Annotated in this window: 14 protein-coding genes; 5 read left to right on the top strand and 9 right to left on the bottom strand. The window is 65.6% G+C overall.

Annotated elements, in window-relative coordinates:
- Window positions 1-161: 161 nt before the first annotated feature.
- Window positions 162-2,594: a TonB-dependent receptor plug domain-containing protein gene (locus ACQKDV_RS09525; RefSeq protein WP_427783516.1), complete on the bottom strand. Its 2,433-nt coding sequence runs from the start codon at window positions 2,592-2,594 to the stop codon at window positions 162-164.
- Window positions 2,595-2,833: 239 nt separating this feature from the next.
- Here ACQKDV_RS09525 and ACQKDV_RS09520 point away from each other — a divergent pair, with 239 nt between their 5' ends.
- From ACQKDV_RS09520 to ACQKDV_RS09510, 3 genes are all read left to right on the top strand, one after another.
- Entirely contained in the window at window positions 2,834-3,310 is a 477-nt protein-coding gene (locus ACQKDV_RS09520) for a DUF3574 domain-containing protein (RefSeq protein WP_427783515.1), read from the top strand.
- Window positions 3,311-3,446: 136 nt separating this feature from the next.
- Window positions 3,447-5,165: a thiamine pyrophosphate-dependent enzyme gene (locus tag ACQKDV_RS09515; RefSeq protein ID WP_427783514.1), complete on the top strand. Its 1,719-nt coding sequence runs from the start codon at window positions 3,447-3,449 to the stop codon at window positions 5,163-5,165.
- Between the two features lie 259 nt (window positions 5,166-5,424).
- On the top strand, window positions 5,425-7,032 hold the full coding sequence (locus ACQKDV_RS09510) for a hypothetical protein (protein ID WP_427783513.1): 1,608 nt from the start codon (window positions 5,425-5,427) through the stop codon (window positions 7,030-7,032).
- Window positions 7,033-7,058: 26 nt separating this feature from the next.
- Here ACQKDV_RS09510 and ACQKDV_RS09505 read toward each other — a convergent pair whose 3' ends face one another.
- A complete protein-coding gene (locus ACQKDV_RS09505; protein ID WP_427783512.1) occupies window positions 7,059-7,769 on the bottom strand; it encodes a glutathione S-transferase in 711 nt (236 codons plus the stop codon).
- Between the two features lie 164 nt (window positions 7,770-7,933).
- On the opposite strand from ACQKDV_RS09505, the gene ACQKDV_RS09500 reads away from it, so the two are divergent.
- Window positions 7,934-8,758 carry a DUF3014 domain-containing protein gene (locus ACQKDV_RS09500; protein ID WP_427783511.1) on the top strand — a complete coding sequence of 275 codons (825 nt, stop codon included), beginning with the start codon at window positions 7,934-7,936 and terminating at the stop codon, window positions 8,756-8,758.
- Between the two features lie 6 nt (window positions 8,759-8,764).
- On the opposite strand, the gene ACQKDV_RS09495 is transcribed toward ACQKDV_RS09500, so the two are convergent.
- The 4 genes from ACQKDV_RS09495 to ACQKDV_RS09480 form a co-directional block, all read right to left on the bottom strand.
- Complete coding sequence (locus ACQKDV_RS09495; RefSeq protein ID WP_427783510.1) at window positions 8,765-9,916, bottom strand: cytochrome-c peroxidase; 1,152 nt, start codon at window positions 9,914-9,916, stop codon at window positions 8,765-8,767.
- 13 nt (window positions 9,917-9,929) lie between these two features.
- Entirely contained in the window at window positions 9,930-12,704 is a 2,775-nt protein-coding gene (locus ACQKDV_RS09490) for a secretin and TonB N-terminal domain-containing protein (RefSeq protein ID WP_427783509.1), read from the bottom strand.
- Between the two features lie 78 nt (window positions 12,705-12,782).
- Window positions 12,783-13,763: a FecR domain-containing protein gene (locus ACQKDV_RS09485; RefSeq protein ID WP_427783508.1), complete on the bottom strand. Its 981-nt coding sequence runs from the start codon at window positions 13,761-13,763 to the stop codon at window positions 12,783-12,785.
- 2 nt (window positions 13,764-13,765) lie between these two features.
- The gene (locus ACQKDV_RS09480) at window positions 13,766-14,260 is read right to left on the bottom strand and encodes a sigma-70 family RNA polymerase sigma factor (RefSeq protein ID WP_427783507.1); all 495 of its coding nucleotides are present in this window, start codon (window positions 14,258-14,260) and stop codon (window positions 13,766-13,768) included.
- Window positions 14,261-14,509: 249 nt separating this feature from the next.
- Here ACQKDV_RS09480 and clpB point away from each other — a divergent pair, with 249 nt between their 5' ends.
- Complete coding sequence (clpB, locus tag ACQKDV_RS09475) at window positions 14,510-17,095, top strand: ATP-dependent chaperone ClpB (RefSeq protein ID WP_427783506.1); 2,586 nt, start codon at window positions 14,510-14,512, stop codon at window positions 17,093-17,095.
- Window positions 17,096-17,116: 21 nt separating this feature from the next.
- Here clpB and ACQKDV_RS09470 read toward each other — a convergent pair whose 3' ends face one another.
- Genes ACQKDV_RS09470 through ACQKDV_RS09460 form a run of 3 tightly spaced genes read right to left on the bottom strand, consistent with a single transcriptional unit; the run spans window position 17,117 to window position 19,602 of the window.
- Window positions 17,117-17,692: a relaxation protein gene (locus ACQKDV_RS09470; RefSeq protein ID WP_427783505.1), complete on the bottom strand. Its 576-nt coding sequence runs from the start codon at window positions 17,690-17,692 to the stop codon at window positions 17,117-17,119.
- Window positions 17,693-17,710: 18 nt separating this feature from the next.
- Window positions 17,711-18,946, bottom strand: coding sequence for a lipase family protein (locus ACQKDV_RS09465; protein ID WP_427783504.1), 1,236 nt, complete (start codon window positions 18,944-18,946; stop codon window positions 17,711-17,713).
- The gene (locus ACQKDV_RS09460; protein WP_427783503.1) at window positions 18,943-19,602 is read right to left on the bottom strand and encodes a hypothetical protein; all 660 of its coding nucleotides are present in this window, start codon (window positions 19,600-19,602) and stop codon (window positions 18,943-18,945) included. Before ACQKDV_RS09460 ends, ACQKDV_RS09465 begins: the two co-directional genes overlap by 4 nt.
- Window positions 19,603-20,095 lie beyond the last annotated feature (493 nt).

Genomic DNA, 20,095 nt, shown 5'->3' with positions numbered 1-20,095 from the left:
TACGGGTCAGAACGAATAGCGCCCACCGCCGGGTAGAGTCGACCGTTGGTCGACTATCGCGCGCAGCGCGGGGTTTTCGCGGGCTGATCGAAGAGCAGTCGACCAACGGTCGACTCTACCCAGACCTGCCCATCACGGTGATGGGCAGGCCGGTCTGCAGGTCAGAACGCGTAACGCACGCGGCCGTAGTAGTACGCGCCGTTGCTGCCGATCGGCGACAGCACGTCATACGGCAGATTGCCGTAGTAGTAGATATCGTCGTTGGACTTGTCCGGATAGTTGTCCGTCAGGTTCTGCCCGCCGATGGCCACGCTCCACCGGGTGTTGAAGCGGTACTCCACTTCCGCATCCAGCTGCCATTCGGCCTGGTAGGTCTGGCGCGGGATGTAGCCGTCGCCGAAATTGAACACGCGGGTGGCGCTGCCATAGCGGTTCACGCGGCTGCTCAAGGACCAGTGGTCGTTGCTCCAGCCGGCCGAGAAGCCAGCACGGCTGCGCGGGGTCGCATCAGTCAGGGTGTTGGTTTCTTCGATGCCGAACAGCACGTAATCCGCGTCCAGTGCCTGCAGCTGGGCCGGGGTGGCCAGCACGTTCTTCAGCGTGGTCTTGGTGTAAGCGTAGGTGCCGGTCAGCAGCAGCTGGCCATCGCCCAGGGCCTGGCGCCAGTTGGTCACCAGCTCGGCACCGCGGGTGCGGGTGTCGGCGGCGTTGACGAAGAAGCTGGCGCTCTGCAGGCCGGTGACGCCGTAACTGGCGGCCACGAAGTCGGTCAGTGCATCACCGGTGATGCTTTCCGACAGGGCGATGCGGTCGTCGATATCGATCTGGAAGAAGTCCAGCGACAGGTCGAAGTGCTCACCGATGCGGCTGGTGAAGCCCAGCGAGGTGTTCAGCGATTTTTCCGGCTTCAGATCCTGCGCGCCCAGGCCGCGTGCGATCGGGTTGTTGACCGACAGCAGACGGCCCTGCACCAGCTGGCCGGCGGCGTTGTAGCCGGTGGAGGTGGATTCGTAGCCGATCTGCGCCAGCGACGGTGCACGGAAGTTGTTGGAGATGGCACCGCGCAGGGCGAAGGCCGGGGTGAACTCGTAGCGCAGGCCCAGCTTGCCGGTCAGCTCGCCACCGAAATCGTCGCTGTGCTCGTAACGCGCGGCCAAATCGGTGGAGAAGTGATCGCCGAACTGGCTGGCCAGGCTGGCATAGGCACTGGCCACGTCGCGGGCCAGCGAGGTTGCATCCTGCGGGGTCAGGCCGCCACCGGCCTGCGAGCCGGTCGGACGGTCGGTGTAGGGGCCAGCGGCGTAGCTGGCCGGGTCACCCGGGCGCGTTTCATAGCGCTCGTGGCGCACTTCGGCACCCAGCCCCAGGGTATGGGTGATGCTGTCGCTCTGCGAGAACACGCGGCTCAGGTCGAGGTTGCCCACGGTCTGCGCATACTGGTAATCGGCGGTCTTGAAGCGGGTCGGGCTGGTCGGGCCCAGCGAGGCGTTGAGCGAATCGCGCAGGCGGTAGGTGAAATCATTCTGGCCGTAATCCACGCTGCCGTCGTAGCTCCATTCGCCCCACTGGCCGCGCACGCCGGCCACGGTCTGCACGTCGCGGTTCTCGCCCTCGGAAATCGGGCGGTAACCGTTCGGGTAGACCTGCTTCCAGTTGGCGTCGCTGTCGGGATAGCGGAAGTAGTTGGCGCCTTCGGTATCACGCTGGTTGAAGGTGCCGAAGGCATACAACGTTGCGGTCCTTCCTACCGGGATCTCGGTGTTCAGCCACAGGTTGATGTCCTTGCTGGTGCCATCGCCGAGCACGTAGTTGCGCTTGCCCTGCAGTGCCAGGTTGGCCTCGGTCTGGTCCCACGGCGGAATCAGGTCGTAGCCGGCGCGGTTGGTGCCGTTTCGCTTCTTGTATTCCAGGCCCACGCGCAGGAAGCCACCGTCCTCGCCCAGCGAGGTGCCGACCTTGGCGCTGATGTTGCCCGTCTGGCCATCGGTGAGGGTTCGGCCGATCGGCTTGAGGTCGGTGTGGTTGGCACCGTAGCTGGCTTCGATCTCGCCGCCGTCAGCTCCGTTGTCCAGGATCACATTGATCACGCCGGCCACCGCATCGGAGCCGTACAGCGCGCCGGCACCGTCACGCAGCACTTCGATGCGCTTGATGGCGCTGACCGGGATCGAATTGAAGTCGACCGGGGTGGTGCCCTTGCCGATCTTGCTGTCGGTGTTGACCAGCGCGGTGTGGTGGCGGCGCTTGCCGTTCACCAGCACCAGCACCTGGTCGGGCGACAGGCCGCGCAGCTGGGCGGCACGCACGTGGTCGGCGCCGCCGGAGTTGGACTGGCGCGGGAAGTTGAACGACGGCAGCAGGGCCTGCAATGCACTGCCCAGCTCGCCATTGACCACGCCGGCCTTGCGGATGTCCTCGGCGGTGAGCACGTCCACCGGCGAGGTGGATTCGAGCACGGTGCGGTCGGCAGCGCGGGTGCCGGTGACGATCACCGTGTCCAGGTTGGTGGCCGCATCCTGGGCAGAGGCGAGGGCGGGGGACAGGGCGAGCGCGATGGCGAGGCCGAGCGGCGACGCGGACAGGCGGGGGGACATGCAGACTCCAGCAACAACGACGTGGGAGGGGCGGGGGAGGAATGGTTTCACGTACATCCATCCGGATGAAGCGATATATTATCTTGGCGTGAGGAAGGGGTGTGGCGCAAGCCCCGTTCCCGATCACATCAGCTGATGCCTCTGCGGCATGAGAGGTTGGTTGCAACCGCAACAGAAACGCAGGTGTACCCTCCGTGCCCCTTTGTCGTGCTTTTTCCCCTTCCCGGAGTGCTGTCCCCATGAAACATCTTGGCCTGATCTTCGCCGTGCTGCTGGCCACCAGCGGCTGTGCGAGCCTGTCCTCAAAGGCGCCCAGCGCCTATGCCACCACCGCCGAGATGCAGGGCGATGCCGCGCGGCCGTCCAAGGGCACGGGCTGGGTGCGCAGTGAGCTGTACTTCGGCGTGGGCGAAGAGCAGGGCGCGGGCGACCGTCCGCAGGCCGACACGATCAGCGAGGCGCAGTGGCGCGCGTTCCTGGACAAGGAAGTGACCCCGCGCTTCCCCGATGGCCTGACCGTGTTCGATGCGTACGGCCAGTGGCTGTTCCGTGGTGATGCGGCGCCCAACCGCCTGCGCACCAAGGTACTGGTGGTGCTGCACGAAGACAGCCCGCAGCGCCGTGCGGACATCGAAGCGATCCGCCTGGCATGGAAGCAGCAGACCCACCACCAGTCGGTGCTGTGGTCGCGGCAGGCAGTCGACGTCTCGTTCTGACCCACTGAAATAGGGGACGGAGGGGATTAAGTCGTATCTGCCATAAACGACTTGATCCCCTCCGTCCCCTTTTTTGGCGGGAGCATCACTTCGTCGGGTCTAGCCTTGGGGGCTCCCCCGTTCGAGGATGTGTCCGATGAGCAAGCGCGTGGCCGAGATCGTTGTCGATACCCTTCAACAGGCGGGCGTCCGTCGTTGCTACGGCATCGTCGGCGACACCCTGAACCACGTGACCGATGCGATGCATCGCAGTGAGATCGAATGGGTGCACGTGCGCCACGAGGAGGTGGCGGCCTTCGCTGCGGGCGCTGATTCGCTGGTGAGCGGGCAGCTGACTGCCTGCGCAGGTTCCTGCGGGCCCGGTGGCCTGCACTTCATCAACGGCATCTTTGAAAGCAACCGCAACCGCGCGCCGATGGTGCTGATCGCCAGCCAGATCGTCACCAGCGAACTGGGCATGGAGTTCCCGCAGGAAGTGGATTTCAAAGCGGTGTACGGCAGCTGCACGGTGTTCTGCGAACAGGTGCACAGCCCCGAACAGGCGCGGCGGGTGGTCGCGCTGGCCTGCCAGGCCGCGATCAGCCGCCGTGGTGTGGCGGTGGTGATCCTGCCGGCCGATATCAGCGAGGCGGAGGTGAAGCACGATGTGCCGTTCTCGGTGCACTACGCCCAGCCGGTGCTGCGCCCCTCCGATGCGGAACTGCAGCGCATTGCCGAGTTGCTGGGGCAGGGCAAGCGCATCGGCATCTATGCCGGTGCCGGCTGCCAGGGCGCGCATGCGCAGTTGCTGGAGCTCGCACGGCGGCTGCAGGCGCCGGTGGCGCACACCTCGCGCGCCAAGGACTTCGTTGAGCCGGACAACCCCTACAACATGGGCATGACCGGTATCTTCGGCATTGAATCCGGCTTCCACACGCTGATGGCGTGCGACACGCTGCTGCTGCTGGGTGCCGACTTTGCCTGGGGCCAGTTCTACCCTGACAAGGCCACCATCATCCAGGTCGACCGCGATGGCAGTCACCTCGGCCGCCGCCACCCGGTGAATCTCGGTGTGGTCGGCGACATCGCACCGACCCTCGATGCGCTGCTGCCGATGCTGCCGCCGCGCGAGGACAGCACGTTCCTGGACGAGTGCATCACCCACCGCGACAAGGCGCTGCAGACGCGCGAGCAGGAAGAGCAGCCCGGCGAGGGCGAACTGATTCACCCGCAGCACCTGACCGCACTGCTGTCGAAGCATGCCAGTGATGATGCCTTGTTCACCGCCGACGGCGGCTCGCCAATGGTGTGGGTGCTGCGGCACATCCGGGTGAACGGCCGCAGGCGTACCCTGACCAGCCTGCTGCACGGCACGATGGCCAATGCGATGCCGCAGGCATTGGGCCTGCAGAAGGCATTCCCCGGCCGACAGGTGATCTCATTGTCCGGGGATGGCGGCCTGGCCATGCTGCTGGGCGATCTGCTGACGGCGGTACAGGAAAACCTGCCGATCAAGGTCGTGGTGTTCAACAACGGCTCGTTGAACTTCGTCGAGCTGGAGCAGAAGGTAGAGGGCCTGCTGGACAACTATACCGACCTGAAGAACCCTGACTTCGGTCGTCTTGCTGAAGTGATCGGCTTCCACGGCCGCACGGTGACGCGCAGCGAAGACCTGGAGGAGGCGGTGCTGGACTTCCTGGCCCAGCGCGGCCCGGCCTTGCTGGACGTGCATACCAGCCGCGCCGAGCTGGTGATGCCGCCGCAGATCGAGGCCAAGCAGGTGGCGGGCACTGCGCTGTATGCGGCCAAGGCGGTGTTGAACGGCCGCTTCGATGATGTGAAGCACCTGCTGGTGGACAACTTCCTGAAGAAATAGGCCAGTAGATCCACGCCATGCGTGGATGGCGCGGAGATGATCGGAAATATCGCCTGAAGAGCCGGGCCATGCCCGGCTGCTCAACGAGAGCCTACCGCCAGGCCAAGCCCTGCAAGCCAGTCGACTGACAGTCGACTCTACCTCGGGGGGCGCCACGCGGGGCCTTTCAGTTGGCTGGATCCGGTCATTCTTCGCCGGAATTGGCGCCCGGGCCCCGCTGGGCCTACCATCGGCGGTCCCCACCCCCACCGCCCCTTCCATGTCCGCTTCCGCTTCCGCTGCGCCACGGCGCTGGTTCGTCGCTGGCGACTTCAACGGCTTCTTTGGCCTGGTCGTCGACAACCTGTCCATCCTTGGCTTCATCGCCATGGCCCTCATCGGCCTGTTCCAGTTCCCCGCCGACGTGGTGTTTGGCCGCATGTTCCCCGGCACCGCCTTGGGCGTGCTGGTCGGCAACCTGCTCTACACCCTGATGGCGCGGCGTCTGGCCGCGCGCACCGGCCGCGATGATGTCACCGCCATGCCGCTGGGCCTGGATGCACCGACCAGCATCGGCATGGCCCTGCTGGTGCTCGGCCCGGCGTTCGTCGCCTTCAAGCAGCAGGGCATGGACCCGCATGCCGCGGCCATCGCGACCTGGCAGCTGGGCATGGCCGCGCTGGTCATCATGGGCGTGCTGAAGCTGATCCTGTCTTTCTTCGGTGAAGCGGTGACCCGTGCGCTGCCGCGTGCGGCGCTGCTCGGCTCCATCGCCGGCATCGCGCTGGTGTTGATGGGCCTGCTGCCGCTGCTGGAAACCCTGCGTTCGCCGCTGGTGGGCTTCACCACGCTCGGCCTGCTGCTGTACGTGCTGATCGCCAAGGGCAAGCTGCCGATTCGTGGCCCGGGCGTGCTGCTGGCCTTCGTGTTCGGCACCGTGCTGTATTACGGGCTGGGCCTGGCCGGCTTCGGTGTGCCGGGCTTTGCCATTCCGGCCTGGGTGCCGCCGCAGGTGGTGCTGCCGCTGCCCACGCTGGGTTTCATCGACGGCCTGCCGACGGCGATGACCTACCTGCCGCTGCTGCTGCCGTTCGGCCTGCTGATGGTGGTCGGGGGCATCAACGTGTCCGAGAGCGCACGCGCGGCCGGTGATGACTACCGCACCCGCGACATCCTGCTGGTGGAAGCGGTGGCCACGCTGGTGGCCGGTGTCTGCGGTGGCGTCGCCCAGACCACGCCGTATATCGGCCAGCCTGCTTACAAGCACATGGGCGCACGCAGCGGCTACACGCTGCTGACGGGCCTGTTCGTCGGCATCGGCGGCATGCTCGGCATCATCTCCGGCCTGGTGCAGTGGCTGCCGCTGGCGGTGCTGGCACCGATCATCGTGTACGTGTCCATCGACATCACCACCCAGGCGTTCCAGGCGACGCCGCGCCAGCACGCCGGTGCGATGGTGCTGGGCTTCCTGCCGTCGGCGGCCTACCTGCTGGCGATCAAGGCGCCGGGCTGGATTCCCGCCGAGCAGATGGCCGCGTTGCTGACCCATGTCGATGGACACGGCCTGCCGGAACTGGCGGTGATCTTCGCGCTGGGCAACGGTTTCATCATCACCTCGATGCTGTGGATCGCCACGGTGTCGGCGATGGTCGATGGCCGCCTGCGCCGCGCCTGCGGCTTCCTGCTGGTGGCGGCGGGTCTGACGCTGTTCGGCCTGATCCATTCGGTCGACCCGCGCGGGGGCATCTACCTGCCATGGGATCTGCAGGGTCTGGCGCGTATCATCAGTTGGCAGTTCGCCGGGGCCTACGTGGCATTGGCCGTGCTGCTGGGGCTGCTGTCGCTGCAGAAGCAGCCGGTGAAGCCGCTGGCTGACGCCGGACATTGACGGGGGACGCCGGGCCATGCCGGGCGTCAGGTGTCCCCATCAAGCTCGGGGTAATGGCGGAAGATGCCGTTCTCGTTGAACGCCAGCCGCCGCTCCGAGGCCAGGTAGGCAGCGATGTTCGGCCGCTTCGCCACCCGCTCCTGCAGCGCCCTTAGCAGGGGCAGGGTGGGCGCAAGCGCCTGCATCCGTTTCGGGAACATGTAATCCAGCCCACTCAGCAGCTGGAACAGTGACAGATCCACGTAGGAATGCTCGCGCAGCGCGTGCCGGCCGCCGTTGGCCGACAGCACCCGTTCGAAATAGCCGAGGAACTTCGGCAGGCGCTCGCCGCGCAACGATGCGGCGCGTGCCTTGGCTTCGCTTTTCTGGTCTTCGTAGTACTTCGACGCGGCGATGGGATGGTGGGTATCGTGCACCTCGGCCACCAGATCGGCGATGGTCAACTGCAGCTGCAGCGCCTGCACCCGACGGGCCGCAGCCTGCGGTACCAGATCCAGCGGGGGCCCGAGGAAATCCAGGATCGCACCGACCTGGGCGATCACCTGCCGGCCGGCCTTCAGGAAAGGCGGAGCGAAGGGCTGCCCGCCCTCAGCCTTTCCGCGCAGAAAGGGCTCCATCACCGCATCGCCGTGGATGCGTGCCATGTCAGCGTATTCGGCACCGGCATCTTCCAGTGCCAGCCGCACGAATTCGCCACGGCCCTGGATGCCGGTCCAGTAATAAAGCGCGTAGTGCATGGTCCTCTCCGCGAAGAACTGCATGCATCCTCGCGCGTCGCACGCAAAGCAGGCGTGAGCATGGTGTCCACGCCAAGCACAACGCAGCCCCAACAGCCGGGGAACCGCATCAGGTGAAGCGGGTCATACTGGGGACGTGCAAGTGAAAAGCGAGGTACTGCAGCATGCAGCAGCGTGGAAAGGCCGTGTGGCCGTGGGTGTTGGGCATCGTGATGGTGGGGGGCGTGGGCGCGTGGTTGTTCCGCGATCAATGGCAGGGCCTGGCCGATCGCGTGCAGGTGCCGACTCAGGCAGCCGTGCCTTCGACCGCGGCACCACCTGCAGCGCACACTACGGAGCCCACGCCCTCGATACCGGCCATCCAGCATCCGCTGGACACCGATGCCGCTGCCGATCCGGCGCTGCCGAAGATGGAAGACAGCGATACCACCGCATGGACTGCACTGAGTGGTCTGTTCCAGGGCGAAAGTGGACTGGCACTGCTGCTGCGTGACCACCTGATCCAGCGCCTGGTCACCCATGTGGACAACCTCGACAAGTCCAGCATTCCGCCATCGGCGCTGGCCACCCGGCCATTGCCTGGCGGCCTGCAGGTGGAAACGGGCGAGGGTAGCGAGCAGATTGCTGCAGTCAATGCCGCCCGTTACGCGCCCTATGTACAGGCCTTCACCGCGCTCGATCCGGCGGCAGCGGGCACAGCGTACAGGCGCTTCTATCCGCTGATCCAGCAGGCCTACGTCGACCTCGGGCGACCGCAGGGTTACTTCAACGACCGCCTGGTGGCAGTGATCGATCATCTGCTGCAGACCCCGGAACCGGCGCGGCCGCTGGCGGTGGTGCGTGATGAACGTGGCCGCTATCGCTTCGCCGATCCCGATCTGCAGGCCCGTTCGGTTGGGCAGAAGGCCTTGCTGCGCATGGATGCCACGCAGGAGCGCGCGGTGAAGCAGCAGCTGCGTGCGATCCGCACGGCGATCACGCGCGGCTGATTGCAGCTACAGGCTCTGCAGGAAGGCTTCAATGTCCTGCAGATCCTGGCGGCTGAGGCCGCGCGGCTTGAGCAGCGGATCAGGCAGCGGGAAGGGCGGCGCATCCGCTGGCAGCGAGGCCGGTGCACGCGGCTGCCCGCCGCCCACGTTGTAGAACGCCAGCACGCCGGACAGGCGCGGGATCAGGCCGTTATGCATGTACGGCGCGGTGTTTGCCACGCCGCGCAGCGAGGGCGTTCGGAAGCGGCCGCTGTCGGCCGGGTCAGCGGTGACTTCATATCGGCCCAGATCCTGGCGCGGGCGACCGTGGAAGTGCAGGCCCAGATTGTGAAAGCCGTTGTCGGTCAGGGCGGGCCCGTTGTGGCAGTTCATGCAGCCGGCCTGCGTGCGGAACAGGTGCAGGCCGCGCAGCTGGGCATCGTCGAGTGCGCGCGCATTGCCGCGCAGAAAGCGATCAAAGCGGCTGTTGCGTGGCGACAGGCTGCGCTCGAAGGCCGCAATGGCCTGGCCGAGCTGGGCCGCATCGATGCGCGGCTGCGCAAACACCTCGTTGAACTCATGCCGGTAGGACGCATCGCGGCGCAGGCGACGCACCGCGCCCTGCGTACTGAAGCCCATTTCGATGGGATCGGCGATGGGATGCAGCGCCTGCGCTTCCAGCGTGGCCGCGCGCCCATCCCAGAACAGCGGCGCCACATGTGCGCTGGTGGCGACGCTGGGCGCGTTGCGGCGGCCGGATTGACGGTCGTGGCCGAACGAGACGCGGCGGCCATCGGCCCAGCCCAGGTCCGGGTCGTGGCAACTGGCACACGCCAGCTGCCGTGATTTCGACAGGATCGGATCGAAGAACAATCGACGCCCCAGCGCGACCTTGGCCGGGGCTGATGGATTACCTGCCGGATCGACCGGTACCGGCAGTGGCGCGAGTTCCTGCCAAGCCACGCCGGGTTCGACCTGCGGCGTGGGCCAGTGCGTGCTGGGACTGCTGTAGAGCGCGCGCAGGCAGGCGATGTCCGGGCGCTCGGGCAGCACATCGGGGCAGGGTGTGTCCCGTGCGGGTGCGAGCCCGCCCGCACCGCCCAGCAACAGGGCGGCGGCGGACAGGACCAGGCGCAGGGGTAGTCGGGCGCGCACGCGGGGCGCCGCTGCAGTGGTCATCGGCACGATACGGTCAGTAGCGGTAGCCCACTTCCAGCCAGAACTGCCGGCCGATGTCATACAGGGGCACATTGCCGACTGCCGGGGAGGCGCCGTAGACGTTGCGGCGGTTCAGCACGTTGTTGATGTCCACGTTTGCGTGCAACGTACCGGCCTGTGCGGACAGTTCACGTTCCCAGCCCAGGCGGACGTTCCAGGTCAGCGACGGGGAGAACTGCCGCTCCTCCCACACCTCGATGCGCTCGCCCTGGTACATCTCGGTCAGCGATGTCCTGGCGATCCTGCGGTAGCCGGCCGAGTACACCAGCATGTTGGTCACGCTCAGGTCCAGCGGCGTGATGCGGGTGATGGTGTTGATGCGCGCCGTCCACGGGCGGGTGTAGTTGTCGGCGGGCTTCTGCTGGTAGCGCATGTAGCGGCCGTCGTAGCGGATCCACGGGTTCAGGTAGAACAGGTCGGCGCTGTCGTCGTAGAACGGCACCGCCTTGCGCACATCGGTCCAGTCCAGCGCGAACAGCGCCTGGGTATGCGTGGCCCCGGCCGACCAGCCCAGCAGCGGCTGTGCGGTCAGCGAGTAGATGTTGCTCAGGCCGCTGCCGGTGCTGGACCAGGTCGTGTAGTTGCTGGCCAGAGTGGGATCGTCCGGGGTGATGCCGGTGATGCGCCCGCTCACGTTGATGACCTGGTCGCGCAGCCGACGGTTGACGGCCTTCAGGTTGAAGCGCCAGCCCGCCCAGTCCTGCCGCCACGCCAGCATCAGTTCATCGGCGTAACCCACCTTGTCGATGTTGAAGTAGGTGTCATTGCCGGCCTGGGTGCCGGTGGTCCAGGCCCCGTTGAGGCTGGTGCGGCGCTCGCTGTTGTAGCGCAGCTGGTTGACCCCGTCGCGCAGTTTCCAGGTGGCCATGTTGCGGCCGTAGTAGCGGTTGGCACCGAAGGTCAGCAGGGTGCCGTCGCGCGGTTCCCAGCTGAGTGCGAAGCGTGGTGCGACGGTGGTCTGGCCGATGTAGCTGTCGCGCTCGATGCGCAGGCCCGGGCGGATCGAGACGTTGCCGTAGCGCATGTCGTCGTCGATGTGCGCAGCGAAGCTTTCCACGTTGAAGCCGATGTGGCCGGTGGCGTAGCGGGTGCGGCGCGTGAAGTACTGGCCGGGCCAGGCCCCGAGCGTGGTCCGGCCCATGTCACAGGCGGTATCGACCTCACCGGTATCCAGGGTGCAGGTCGTAGTGCGCGCCGGGGTGGTGTAAGTGCTGTTCTCGGTCAGGCGGCGGTAGTCGAACCTTTCCCGGGTCAGCTCCACGCCGCTGGTCAGCTGATGCACGCCACCGCCGAAGTCGAACGGGTTGCTCTGCACCTGGGCGCTGTAGGTGAGGCGACGCTGCAACTGTTCGATGTCACCGAACTCGCCTTCCAGGGTGGAGGCGTTCGTGCCCCAGTCCTTGGTGGCCGAATGCTGCCAGGTGAAGTAATCATCGCTCTGCGCATCACGCGACTGTTCGCTGCGGCTCCAGCTCAAGCGCTGGGTGATCGTGCCCCAGTCCGCCAGCCAGGTGGCACCCAGGTTGACCATCGTGCCGCCACCGTCGATGCGCACACCGGCGCCACGGATGTTGGAACGGAACAGCTGGTTTTCCGAGGGCGCGTGGGTGAACGACGCATCGACCGTCAGCCGGTCACTGGCCTCCCAGACTGCCTTCACCATCGCCTGGTCCGAGCGTTGGCGCTGGATTTCCCGTTCTTCACCGTAGCTGTCGACCAGGTGCGCCGAATAGAAGTACGTCGGAATCGTGGATCGCTTGCGGGTGAAGTTGGCCAGTACGCCCAGCGTGTCGGTCACTTTGCCTTCCAGCGTGGCGCGCCAGGTTTCCTTGGTGAACTCGGGCTGGCCATCGCCCCACGACGACGCGTTGGCGTAGTCCTCGCGCATGCTTTCGTCCAGCAGGTATCGGGTCCAGGACGAACGCGTGGTCTGGTAGGACACGCTGCCGGAGAAGTGATCCTTCGGTGTGCGGACGTTGGCCTCGATGACGCCACCGCTGAAGCCGCCGTAGGCCGCCGGGACGTTGCTGTCCAGCACGGTGAGGTCGGCCAGCAGGTCCGTGTCCAGGGCGAAGGCCTGGCTGTTGCCGGGGGCGGTCGCGAGGCGGTAAGGCGAAGGATCGCCACCGGGGTCGATGTCGTTGTTGAAGTTCATGCCATCGACCACGAAGGCGTTCTGGTAAAACGGCGCGCCGTTGATGCTGACATTGGCCGGCGAGATGTCGCCGGGGGTGAAGCTGCTCTGCTGGGCGTTGTCGAACTGGACGGCGGGATTGATCCGCAGCAGGCGGCCGATGTCACCGTTGCCGGTGGCCTGGGCGCGCATGTAGTCCTCGTCCAGCCGCAGGCCTTCGGCGTAGTGAAAGGCCTGGCCGTCACCGCCCACGCGCAGGGGCTGGGTGCGCCGCGTGCTGCCGGCGGGGCGCGCGTCGGCCGCTGCCAGGGTGTAGCTGCCATCGGGCAGTGGCTGCAGGCGCAGCCCGGTACCGGCCAGCAGGCGGGCAAAGCCTTGTTCGGTACTGAAGGTGCCTGACAGCGCCGGCGCGGTGCGCCCGGCGGCCAGCGTCGGATCGAACGACAGGGCGACGCCGCGCTGGGCGGCAAACGTGCTCAAGGCCAGGCCCAGCGGGCTTTCGGCCTGCTCGGTGGAGGCGACCGCCTGCAGCGGGGCATCCTGGGCGAAGCCGGGTGTGGCGGCCAGGGCAGCAGCCAGCAGGCTGAGCCGGAACGTATGGGTGATGGAAGGCATGAAAGGCACGCGAGGGAAGGATTCACTACCTCTGCCACCCAGCTGCGGAAAAAGTGTCACCGCAGTGGACACAGGCTTTCAACGTGAGGTTGCCGGGCGCAGGCGCGTCCACAGCCCCGCCGGACCGCGCTGCACCTGCAGGTGATGGACGGTGGCCAGCATCGCCACGCTGCGCGCCGGATCATCCAGCGGGAAGGCGCCGGACACCGGCAGCGTGGCGATCGCATCGTCACAGCCCAGCCAGGCGGACTGATAGCGCCCGAGCTGTTCCAGCACGCGGCGCAGCGGCTGCGCATCGACCACCAGCATGCCGGTGCCCCATGCATCGATGGCCGGCGTAACGGCCTGCGTGGCCTCGAAGGCATCGGCGCTGAAGCGGACCTGGCTGCCGGCGTTGATGATGCGCTGCTGGCCCTGTGCGGCCAGCGCGACCTGCACCGCCCCTTCCAGCACGGCCAGCGCGGTACTGGCCGCGGCATGGTGCACGTTGAAGCGAGTGCCCAGCGCACGCATGCGCCCGGCCGGGCTGGCCAGGACGAAGGGGCGGGAAGGCTGCTGCGGGTCGGCTGCCGTTTCCACCAGCACCTGCCCACGACGCAGCCGCAGCAGGCGCTGCTGGCCATCAATGGCGATATCCACGGCGGTGTCGGTGTCCAGCTGCAGCACGCTGCCATCGTCCAGCACGAGGCGGCGGCGCTCGCCCACGGCGGTACGCGGGCTGCCATCCCAGGCGGCCTCGTCGTACAGCCGCCAGGCCAGCCAGCCACCCAGTGGTGCAACCAGCAGTGCGGCAATGCTGCGCAGTACGGCCCGGCGTGCCTGCGATGCAGGGCGCTGCAGCGCGCCGTGGGCCAGCGCGGGCGGCACCTTGCCGCTCAGCGCCAGCAGACGCTCGGCACGTTGCCAGGCGCGCGCATGGTCGGGGTCGGCATCGTGCCAGCGCTGCCACTGCGCGCGCTGCACGGCACTGCCATCGTCGTGCAGGCGCATCAGCCAGTCGGCGGCCTGTTCCAATACACGGGGTGACAACGTGCGCTCGCCTGCAGCCTCGGCGCCCATGCTCAGCAGGCCTGCGCCAGGCAGCCCATCAGGGCGCGCTTCATGTGCCGCTTCACCGTGGACAGCGAAAGCCCAAGTTGTTCGCTGATGGCCTCGTAGCGCAGGCCGTCGAACTGGGCCAGCAGGAACACACGGCGCGCCATCGCCGGCAGGCCGTCGAGCATCGCGTCGATGTGCTGCAGGGCTTCGCGCACCAGCGCCTGTTCCTCCAGCGAGGGCAGGACCGGTTCCGGGAACTGCGCCAGATACTCCAGGTAGGCCCTTTCCAGCGCCTGGCGGCGGAACCAGTTGGCGGCCAGCCCGCGCGCCACCGTGGTCAGGAACGCACGCGGCTCGCGCAGCGCGGCCAGATCGCGGCCCTGCAGCAGGCGCACGAAGGTGTCCTGGGTGAGGTCGTCGGCAACATCCCGGTTGCCCACACGGCCACTCAGCCAGCCCTGCAGCCACCGATGGTGGTCGCGGTACAGCGTCCCCAATGGGTCATGATGTGCGTGCATGCGGAAGGCGTGGCCGGCCGAGGATCGAAATGAGAATGATTCGCAAGTATGGCATTGGTCCCTCAGGCATGCCAGTGCCGGGGCCGATTGCGCAGGATCAACGTGGCGCCCACGGCCGCAAGCGCATGCTTGCCACTGGCTGACCGACCCACCGGTGCAGTCGCAGCCACCCTTGAAACCGGGTGGGGCAACCGCATCTTCCCTGCATCGCCGGCGCGGGCCGGCACTGATGACCGATGAGGATTCGCAATGCGGATGGACAAGCTCACCTCGCGTTTCCAGCAGGCGCTGGCCGACGCGCAGTCGCTGGCCGTGGGCCGCGACAACAGCATCATCGAACCTGCTCACCTGTTCAGCGCGCTGCTGGATCAGCAGGGCGGCAGCACGCGCCCGTTGCTGGCCCAGGCCGGCGTGAACGTGCCGGTGCTGCGCGATCGCCTGACCGAGGCGCTGGATGCGCTGCCGAAGGTATCGGGCCAGGCCGGCAACGTTTCGATGGGCAACGACCTCGGGCGCCTGCTCAACCACACCGACAAGCTGGCCCAGCAGAACGGCGATGCCTTCATCGCCAGCGAGTGGTTCGTGCTGGCCGCACTGGAAGACAGTGGCACGCTGGGCATGGCGCTGCGCGCTGCCGGCGCCGACAAGGCACGCCTGCAGGCGGCCATCGACACGTTGCGTGGCGGCGAGAGCGTGCAGTCTGAAAACGCCGAAGAACAGCGGCAGGCGCTGGAAAAGTACACCATTGACCTGACCGCGCGCGCCGAGAGCGGCAAGCTCGACCCGGTGATCGGCCGCGATGAGGAAATCCGTCGCACCATCCAGGTCCTGCAGCGCCGCACCAAGAACAACCCGGTGCTGATCGGTGAACCTGGCGTGGGCAAGACCGCCATCGTCGAGGGCCTGGCCCAGCGCATCATCAACGATGAAGTGCCCGAAGGCCTGCGCGGCAAGCGCGTGCTGTCGCTGGACATGGGCGCGCTGATTGCCGGTGCCAAGTTCCGTGGAGAGTTCGAGGAGCGCCTGAAGGGTGTGCTCAACGATCTGGCCAAGAGCGAAGGGCAGATCATCCTGTTCATCGACGAACTGCACACCATGGTGGGTGCGGGCAAGGCCGATGGCGCGATGGATGCGGGCAACATGCTCAAGCCGGCGCTGGCCCGTGGCGAGCTGCACTGCGTGGGCGCCACCACGCTGGATGAGTACCGCAAGTACATCGAAAAGGATGCCGCGCTGGAGCGCCGTTTCCAGAAGGTGTTCGTGGGCGAGCCGTCGGTGGAGGACACCATCGCCATCCTGCGTGGCCTGAAGGAAAAGTACGCGGTGCACCACGGGGTGGAGATCACCGATCCGGCCATCGTTGCCGCGGCCACGCTGTCCAACCGCTATATCACCGATCGCCAGCTGCCGGACAAGGCCATCGACCTGATGGACGAGGCTGCTTCGCGCCTGCGCATGGAGATCGATTCCAAGCCGGAGGAGCTGGATCGCCTGGAACGCCGGGTGATCCAGCTGAAGATCCAGCGCGAGATGCTGAAGAAGGAAAAGGACGAGGCCTCGCGGCAGCGCCTGGCCGATCTGGAAAATGACATCGATGACCTGGAGCGCGAGTTCTCCGACCTCAATGAAATCTGGAAGTCGGAGAAGGCTGCACTGCAGGGCGCCACGAAGATCAAGGAACAGGTCGAGCAGGCCAAGCTGGACCTGGAAGCTGCGCAGCGCCGCCAGGATTTCGCGCGCATGAGCGAGATCCAGTACGGCCTGCTGCCGCAGCTGGAAAAGCAGCTTGCCGCGGCCCAGGAGGCCGAGCACAACGACTTCAAGCTGGTGCAGGACCGGGTGACCGACGAGGAAATCGCCGAAGTCGTGTCGCGCTGGACCGGCATCCCGGTCAACAAGATGCTGGAGGGCGAGCGCGACAAGCTGCTGCGCATGGAAGAGGTGCTGCACAACCGTGTGGTGGGCCAGGAAGAAGCGATCAAGGTCGTTTCCGATGCGGTGCGCCGTTCGCGTGCCGGCCTGTCCGACCCGAACCGTCCGGGCGGCTCGTTCCTGTTCCTCGGCCCGACCGGCGTGGGCAAGACCGAACTGTGCAAGTCGCTGGCCGAGTTCCTGTTCGACAGCGCCGACGCGATGATCCGCATCGACATGAGCGAGTTCATGGAGAAGCACAGCGTCGCCCGCCTGATCGGTGCGCCCCCGGGCTATGTGGGCTACGAGGAAGGTGGCTACCTGACCGAGGCCGTGCGCCGCCGCCCGTATTCGCTGATCCTGCTGGACGAGGTGGAAAAGGCGCACACCGATGTGTTCAACATCCTGCTGCAGGTGCTGGATGATGGCCGCCTGACCGATGGCCAGGGCCGTACCGTGGACTTCCGCAACACCGTCATCGTGATGACGTCCAATCTGGGTTCGCACCAGATCCAGGACATGGGCAGCGATGACAGCCCGGAGGCCTATACGCAGATGAAGGCGGCGGTGATGGGCGTGGTGCAGGCGCACTTCCGTCCGGAGTTCATCAACCGCCTGGACGACATCGTGGTGTTCCACCCGCTGGACAAGCAGCAGATCAAGCAGATCGCGCGCATCCAGATGCGTGGGCTGGAAAATCGTCTGGCCGAGCGTGGGCTGAAGCTGGTGGTGTCCGATGCCGCGTTCGACCTGCTCGGTAATGTGGGCTTCGACCCGGTGTACGGCGCGCGTCCGTTGAAGCGTGCGATCCAGGCACAGCTGGAAAACCCATTGGCGCAGAATATCCTCTCGGGGGCCTTCGTCAACGGCGATACCATCGAAGTCGGCAACGACGGTGGCCATCTGGTGTTCGCCAAGGCCTGATCCAGCAGCGTTCGTCCCCGTCTACGGGCGGGGACGAACCTGGCGATAGCGCCCATCGTCACCCAGCCCCTTGCTGCGGGTGTCGACGTTCGCGCACAGCTGTTCCTTCCCGCACAGCACCACATCGGCGCGGTTGTAGGCACGCAGCAACTGCGTTTCGATCTGGCTGCGTTCGATTTCGGTGGCGTAGCGCGCGCCCAGCCAGGCGGCGCCCCCCAGCAGGATCGCCACCGATGCCACGGCAACGGTGACGCTTTTCCACAGCACGCCACGCGCTGCAAGCTGCAGTCGCTTCACTTCGGCTGCCAAGGCGTCGCTGCTGCGGCCGACCGTGTGGGCCGATGCTGCCAGTTGCTGTTCGTAGGCGCCTACCGGTGCAAGCAACGCCTGCTTGACCGCCATCGTGCTCTCCCGGCTCAGGCCGGCGACGGCAGCATCGGCGCTGGCCCGGAACTGCTCGGGAAGCGACTGTGCCAGCCCGTTCAATGCGGCCGAGAGCTGTGACTGCTGCTGGCCCAGCTCGGTGCAGATCCGCTGGTAGCGCTCCATCAGAAGGGCGGTCTTGCTGATCAGATCTTCCAGTTCGCGTTCATCCATGAGGGTGTCTCCATTGGGTCAACGGCTCATGGCCGATGTGGCCTGTTCCTGTTGCGCAGACTGCTGGGCTGCCTGTTCGTGACTATGTCCGCGCGCGCGGTCTTCGGCATTTGCCTGTGCGCGCGCCTGGTGGTCCAACGCCTGGCCGGCGTCGAGCGTGGACATCTGCTGGTTGAGGACCTTGAAGCGGTCGGGGTCTGCGTTGAGCAGGTCGTTCAACCGATCTCCCAATGGAGATTGGGCGTGGAAGGTGGGGTTGTCCCGCAGCGGTCCGCCATCGGAGCCCGGGGCGTTGCGGTGTTCGACCGGGTTGAACGGTGGAGTTGCCTGCCTTGCAGCTGCCTCACGTTGTGCATAGGCGCCTGGTTCATCCGGACGGCGGATGGCATCGATGGCATCCATTACCAGACCCGGCGTTCCACGAGAAATCACCGTGGCGGCGGCACGCACCTGGTGGATGCTGGTGCGGTAGGCATCCGCGCGGCGCTGGTCGTCGGGGTCAGTGATGCGCGCTGAGGGATTCTCGAGAATCGATTTGATCAGTACCCCGTTTTCAACGTGATCGACGAAGTGCTTCATTCGATGGGAATCACCCAGCGCGGCTGCCGTCAGCTGCTTGACAGCCTCGGCAGTCGCTCCACCAATCGCACGGGAAGTGAATTCGACATTGCGCAGCGTCTTAAGTTCGCTAGGCAGCGCATACATCTCGACATTGCCGTAATGCTTGCCCCCCGCACTGACGAAATCGCCGGCCATCACATGGTTGGTGAAAGGTGCAGCGTTGCTGGGCTGACCTGCTGGAATGCGGTAACCCAGGCTGTTGGCGCCGTAGGGATTGAAGGCTTCGCCGGGCAGGTTGTAGTGATGTGCGGTGACCTGCGCCAACGCACCGCCCAGCGAATGGCCGGTGACGGAGACATTCTTGCCCTCGCGATCAGCCATTTCCTTGGCCTCCCGCGTGAGTTCCAACGCGTCCTTGAGCTGCCCATTGAAGCGGGTGGTGACCATCCCGACGTCGATTGCGCCGTCGATCAACGGCTGGCGGTCAAACTCGGTTCCACGGTGGGCGACGACGTAATCGCCGGTTTCCACGTTTCTGTAGATCGTGCCTTGGTAGCCGCTGGGCATGTCCATGTGTTTGACAGGCAAAAATTCCTGATCGCCAATGTGGACGCGCTCCAGCTGTCCTTTCTCGTCCCGCTTGGGGGCCTCATACACCGCATTGGACAGTCCAGCATGGATCCTTGAATTCATTTTTCATCCTTCCTTGTGATGATTGATATGCTGTATGAGAAGAATCTGCTGCGCTGAGACGCGCTGATTTCCTTCGCAAATCTGCCCTCAGAGAAATCACTCGCGGGATAGATCCGACCGTCGTCCAAGAGTGGCTTGATCTCCTTTGGGGCGTAACGGGTGGTGGTTTTCTTTTCCGGCGATGTGCTGATGGAGAAGTAAGTAAACGACTCAGTGCTGCGCGTTTTGAGGCTTGCGCTGACGTACTGGACTTCCCACGAGCAGACGCCATGGCCGAAGTAGTCCTTGCTCGCCAGTCCGTCCCGGAAATAGGTTCCGACATATTTGTCTGGAGTAATCTTCCTCAAGGAAATCGTGACCAGGTGCTTTTCGATCCCATACCTGACGCCTTCGAAGTTGTCGATTGGGGGCAGGCAGCTCTCATCGGCGATCACGTAGCCCACCGCTGCGCCTGACAGGAACATGTCCTCCGGCGCATCATGCGTAGTAACCACCACCTCATACGCCTCCTTCGGCGAAGGGTTGGCTTCATACGGCGGAGGTGCGCGCTCTTTGCCCCCGCATGCGGTCAGCAGCGGCAGTGATGCCAGCAGCAGAGGGCAAAGTGCGCGGAAAGCAACACGTGCACTGATCCGATGCCCATCGAGTTCCATCATCCACCGATCCCGTATCCTTGAGTACCTCTACGATACGGGCGCGGATGAGCGGTTTTCAAATTGACAAAGTGGCAAGGTCGCACCTGTGATGAAAATCACATTTTTAGATCTTGCCTCGGATCCAGGCGCCATGGCAGCTTGTCAAATACGTCAGGGACACGATCACAAACCACTCCGCCATTGTCGTATTTGCCTCGGCATGTACTTCTTTGTGCAAGCCTCCACGCAGAGGTGGGGCGGTTCTGCCCGCTGTCTTGCAATGGCCACGACCATGATGCGAAGAGATTCTGCTGGCGCGCTGTGAAAAATCCGCGTAATGCTGTTCGCCTGCCAGGCAGATGCCGTCTGACATGACGTTCTACTTATCAGGAGAAGGAGTTCCATGAAGATGTTCCGAACTGCCCCGTTGTGTTTCGCCCTGGCCACTAGCCTGATCTCCGCCACCGCGATGGCGGCCAGCGAACAGGTGTTGATGCCCAGGTTCGATGGCTAC

It is taken from the genome of Stenotrophomonas sp. NPDC077659, assembly GCF_050268705.1.
In the GTDB taxonomy this organism is placed as follows: domain Bacteria; phylum Pseudomonadota; class Gammaproteobacteria; order Xanthomonadales; family Xanthomonadaceae; genus Stenotrophomonas.
Note: the sequence above shows the minus strand (reverse complement) of the source record. Positions and strands in the feature narration are given on the sequence as shown.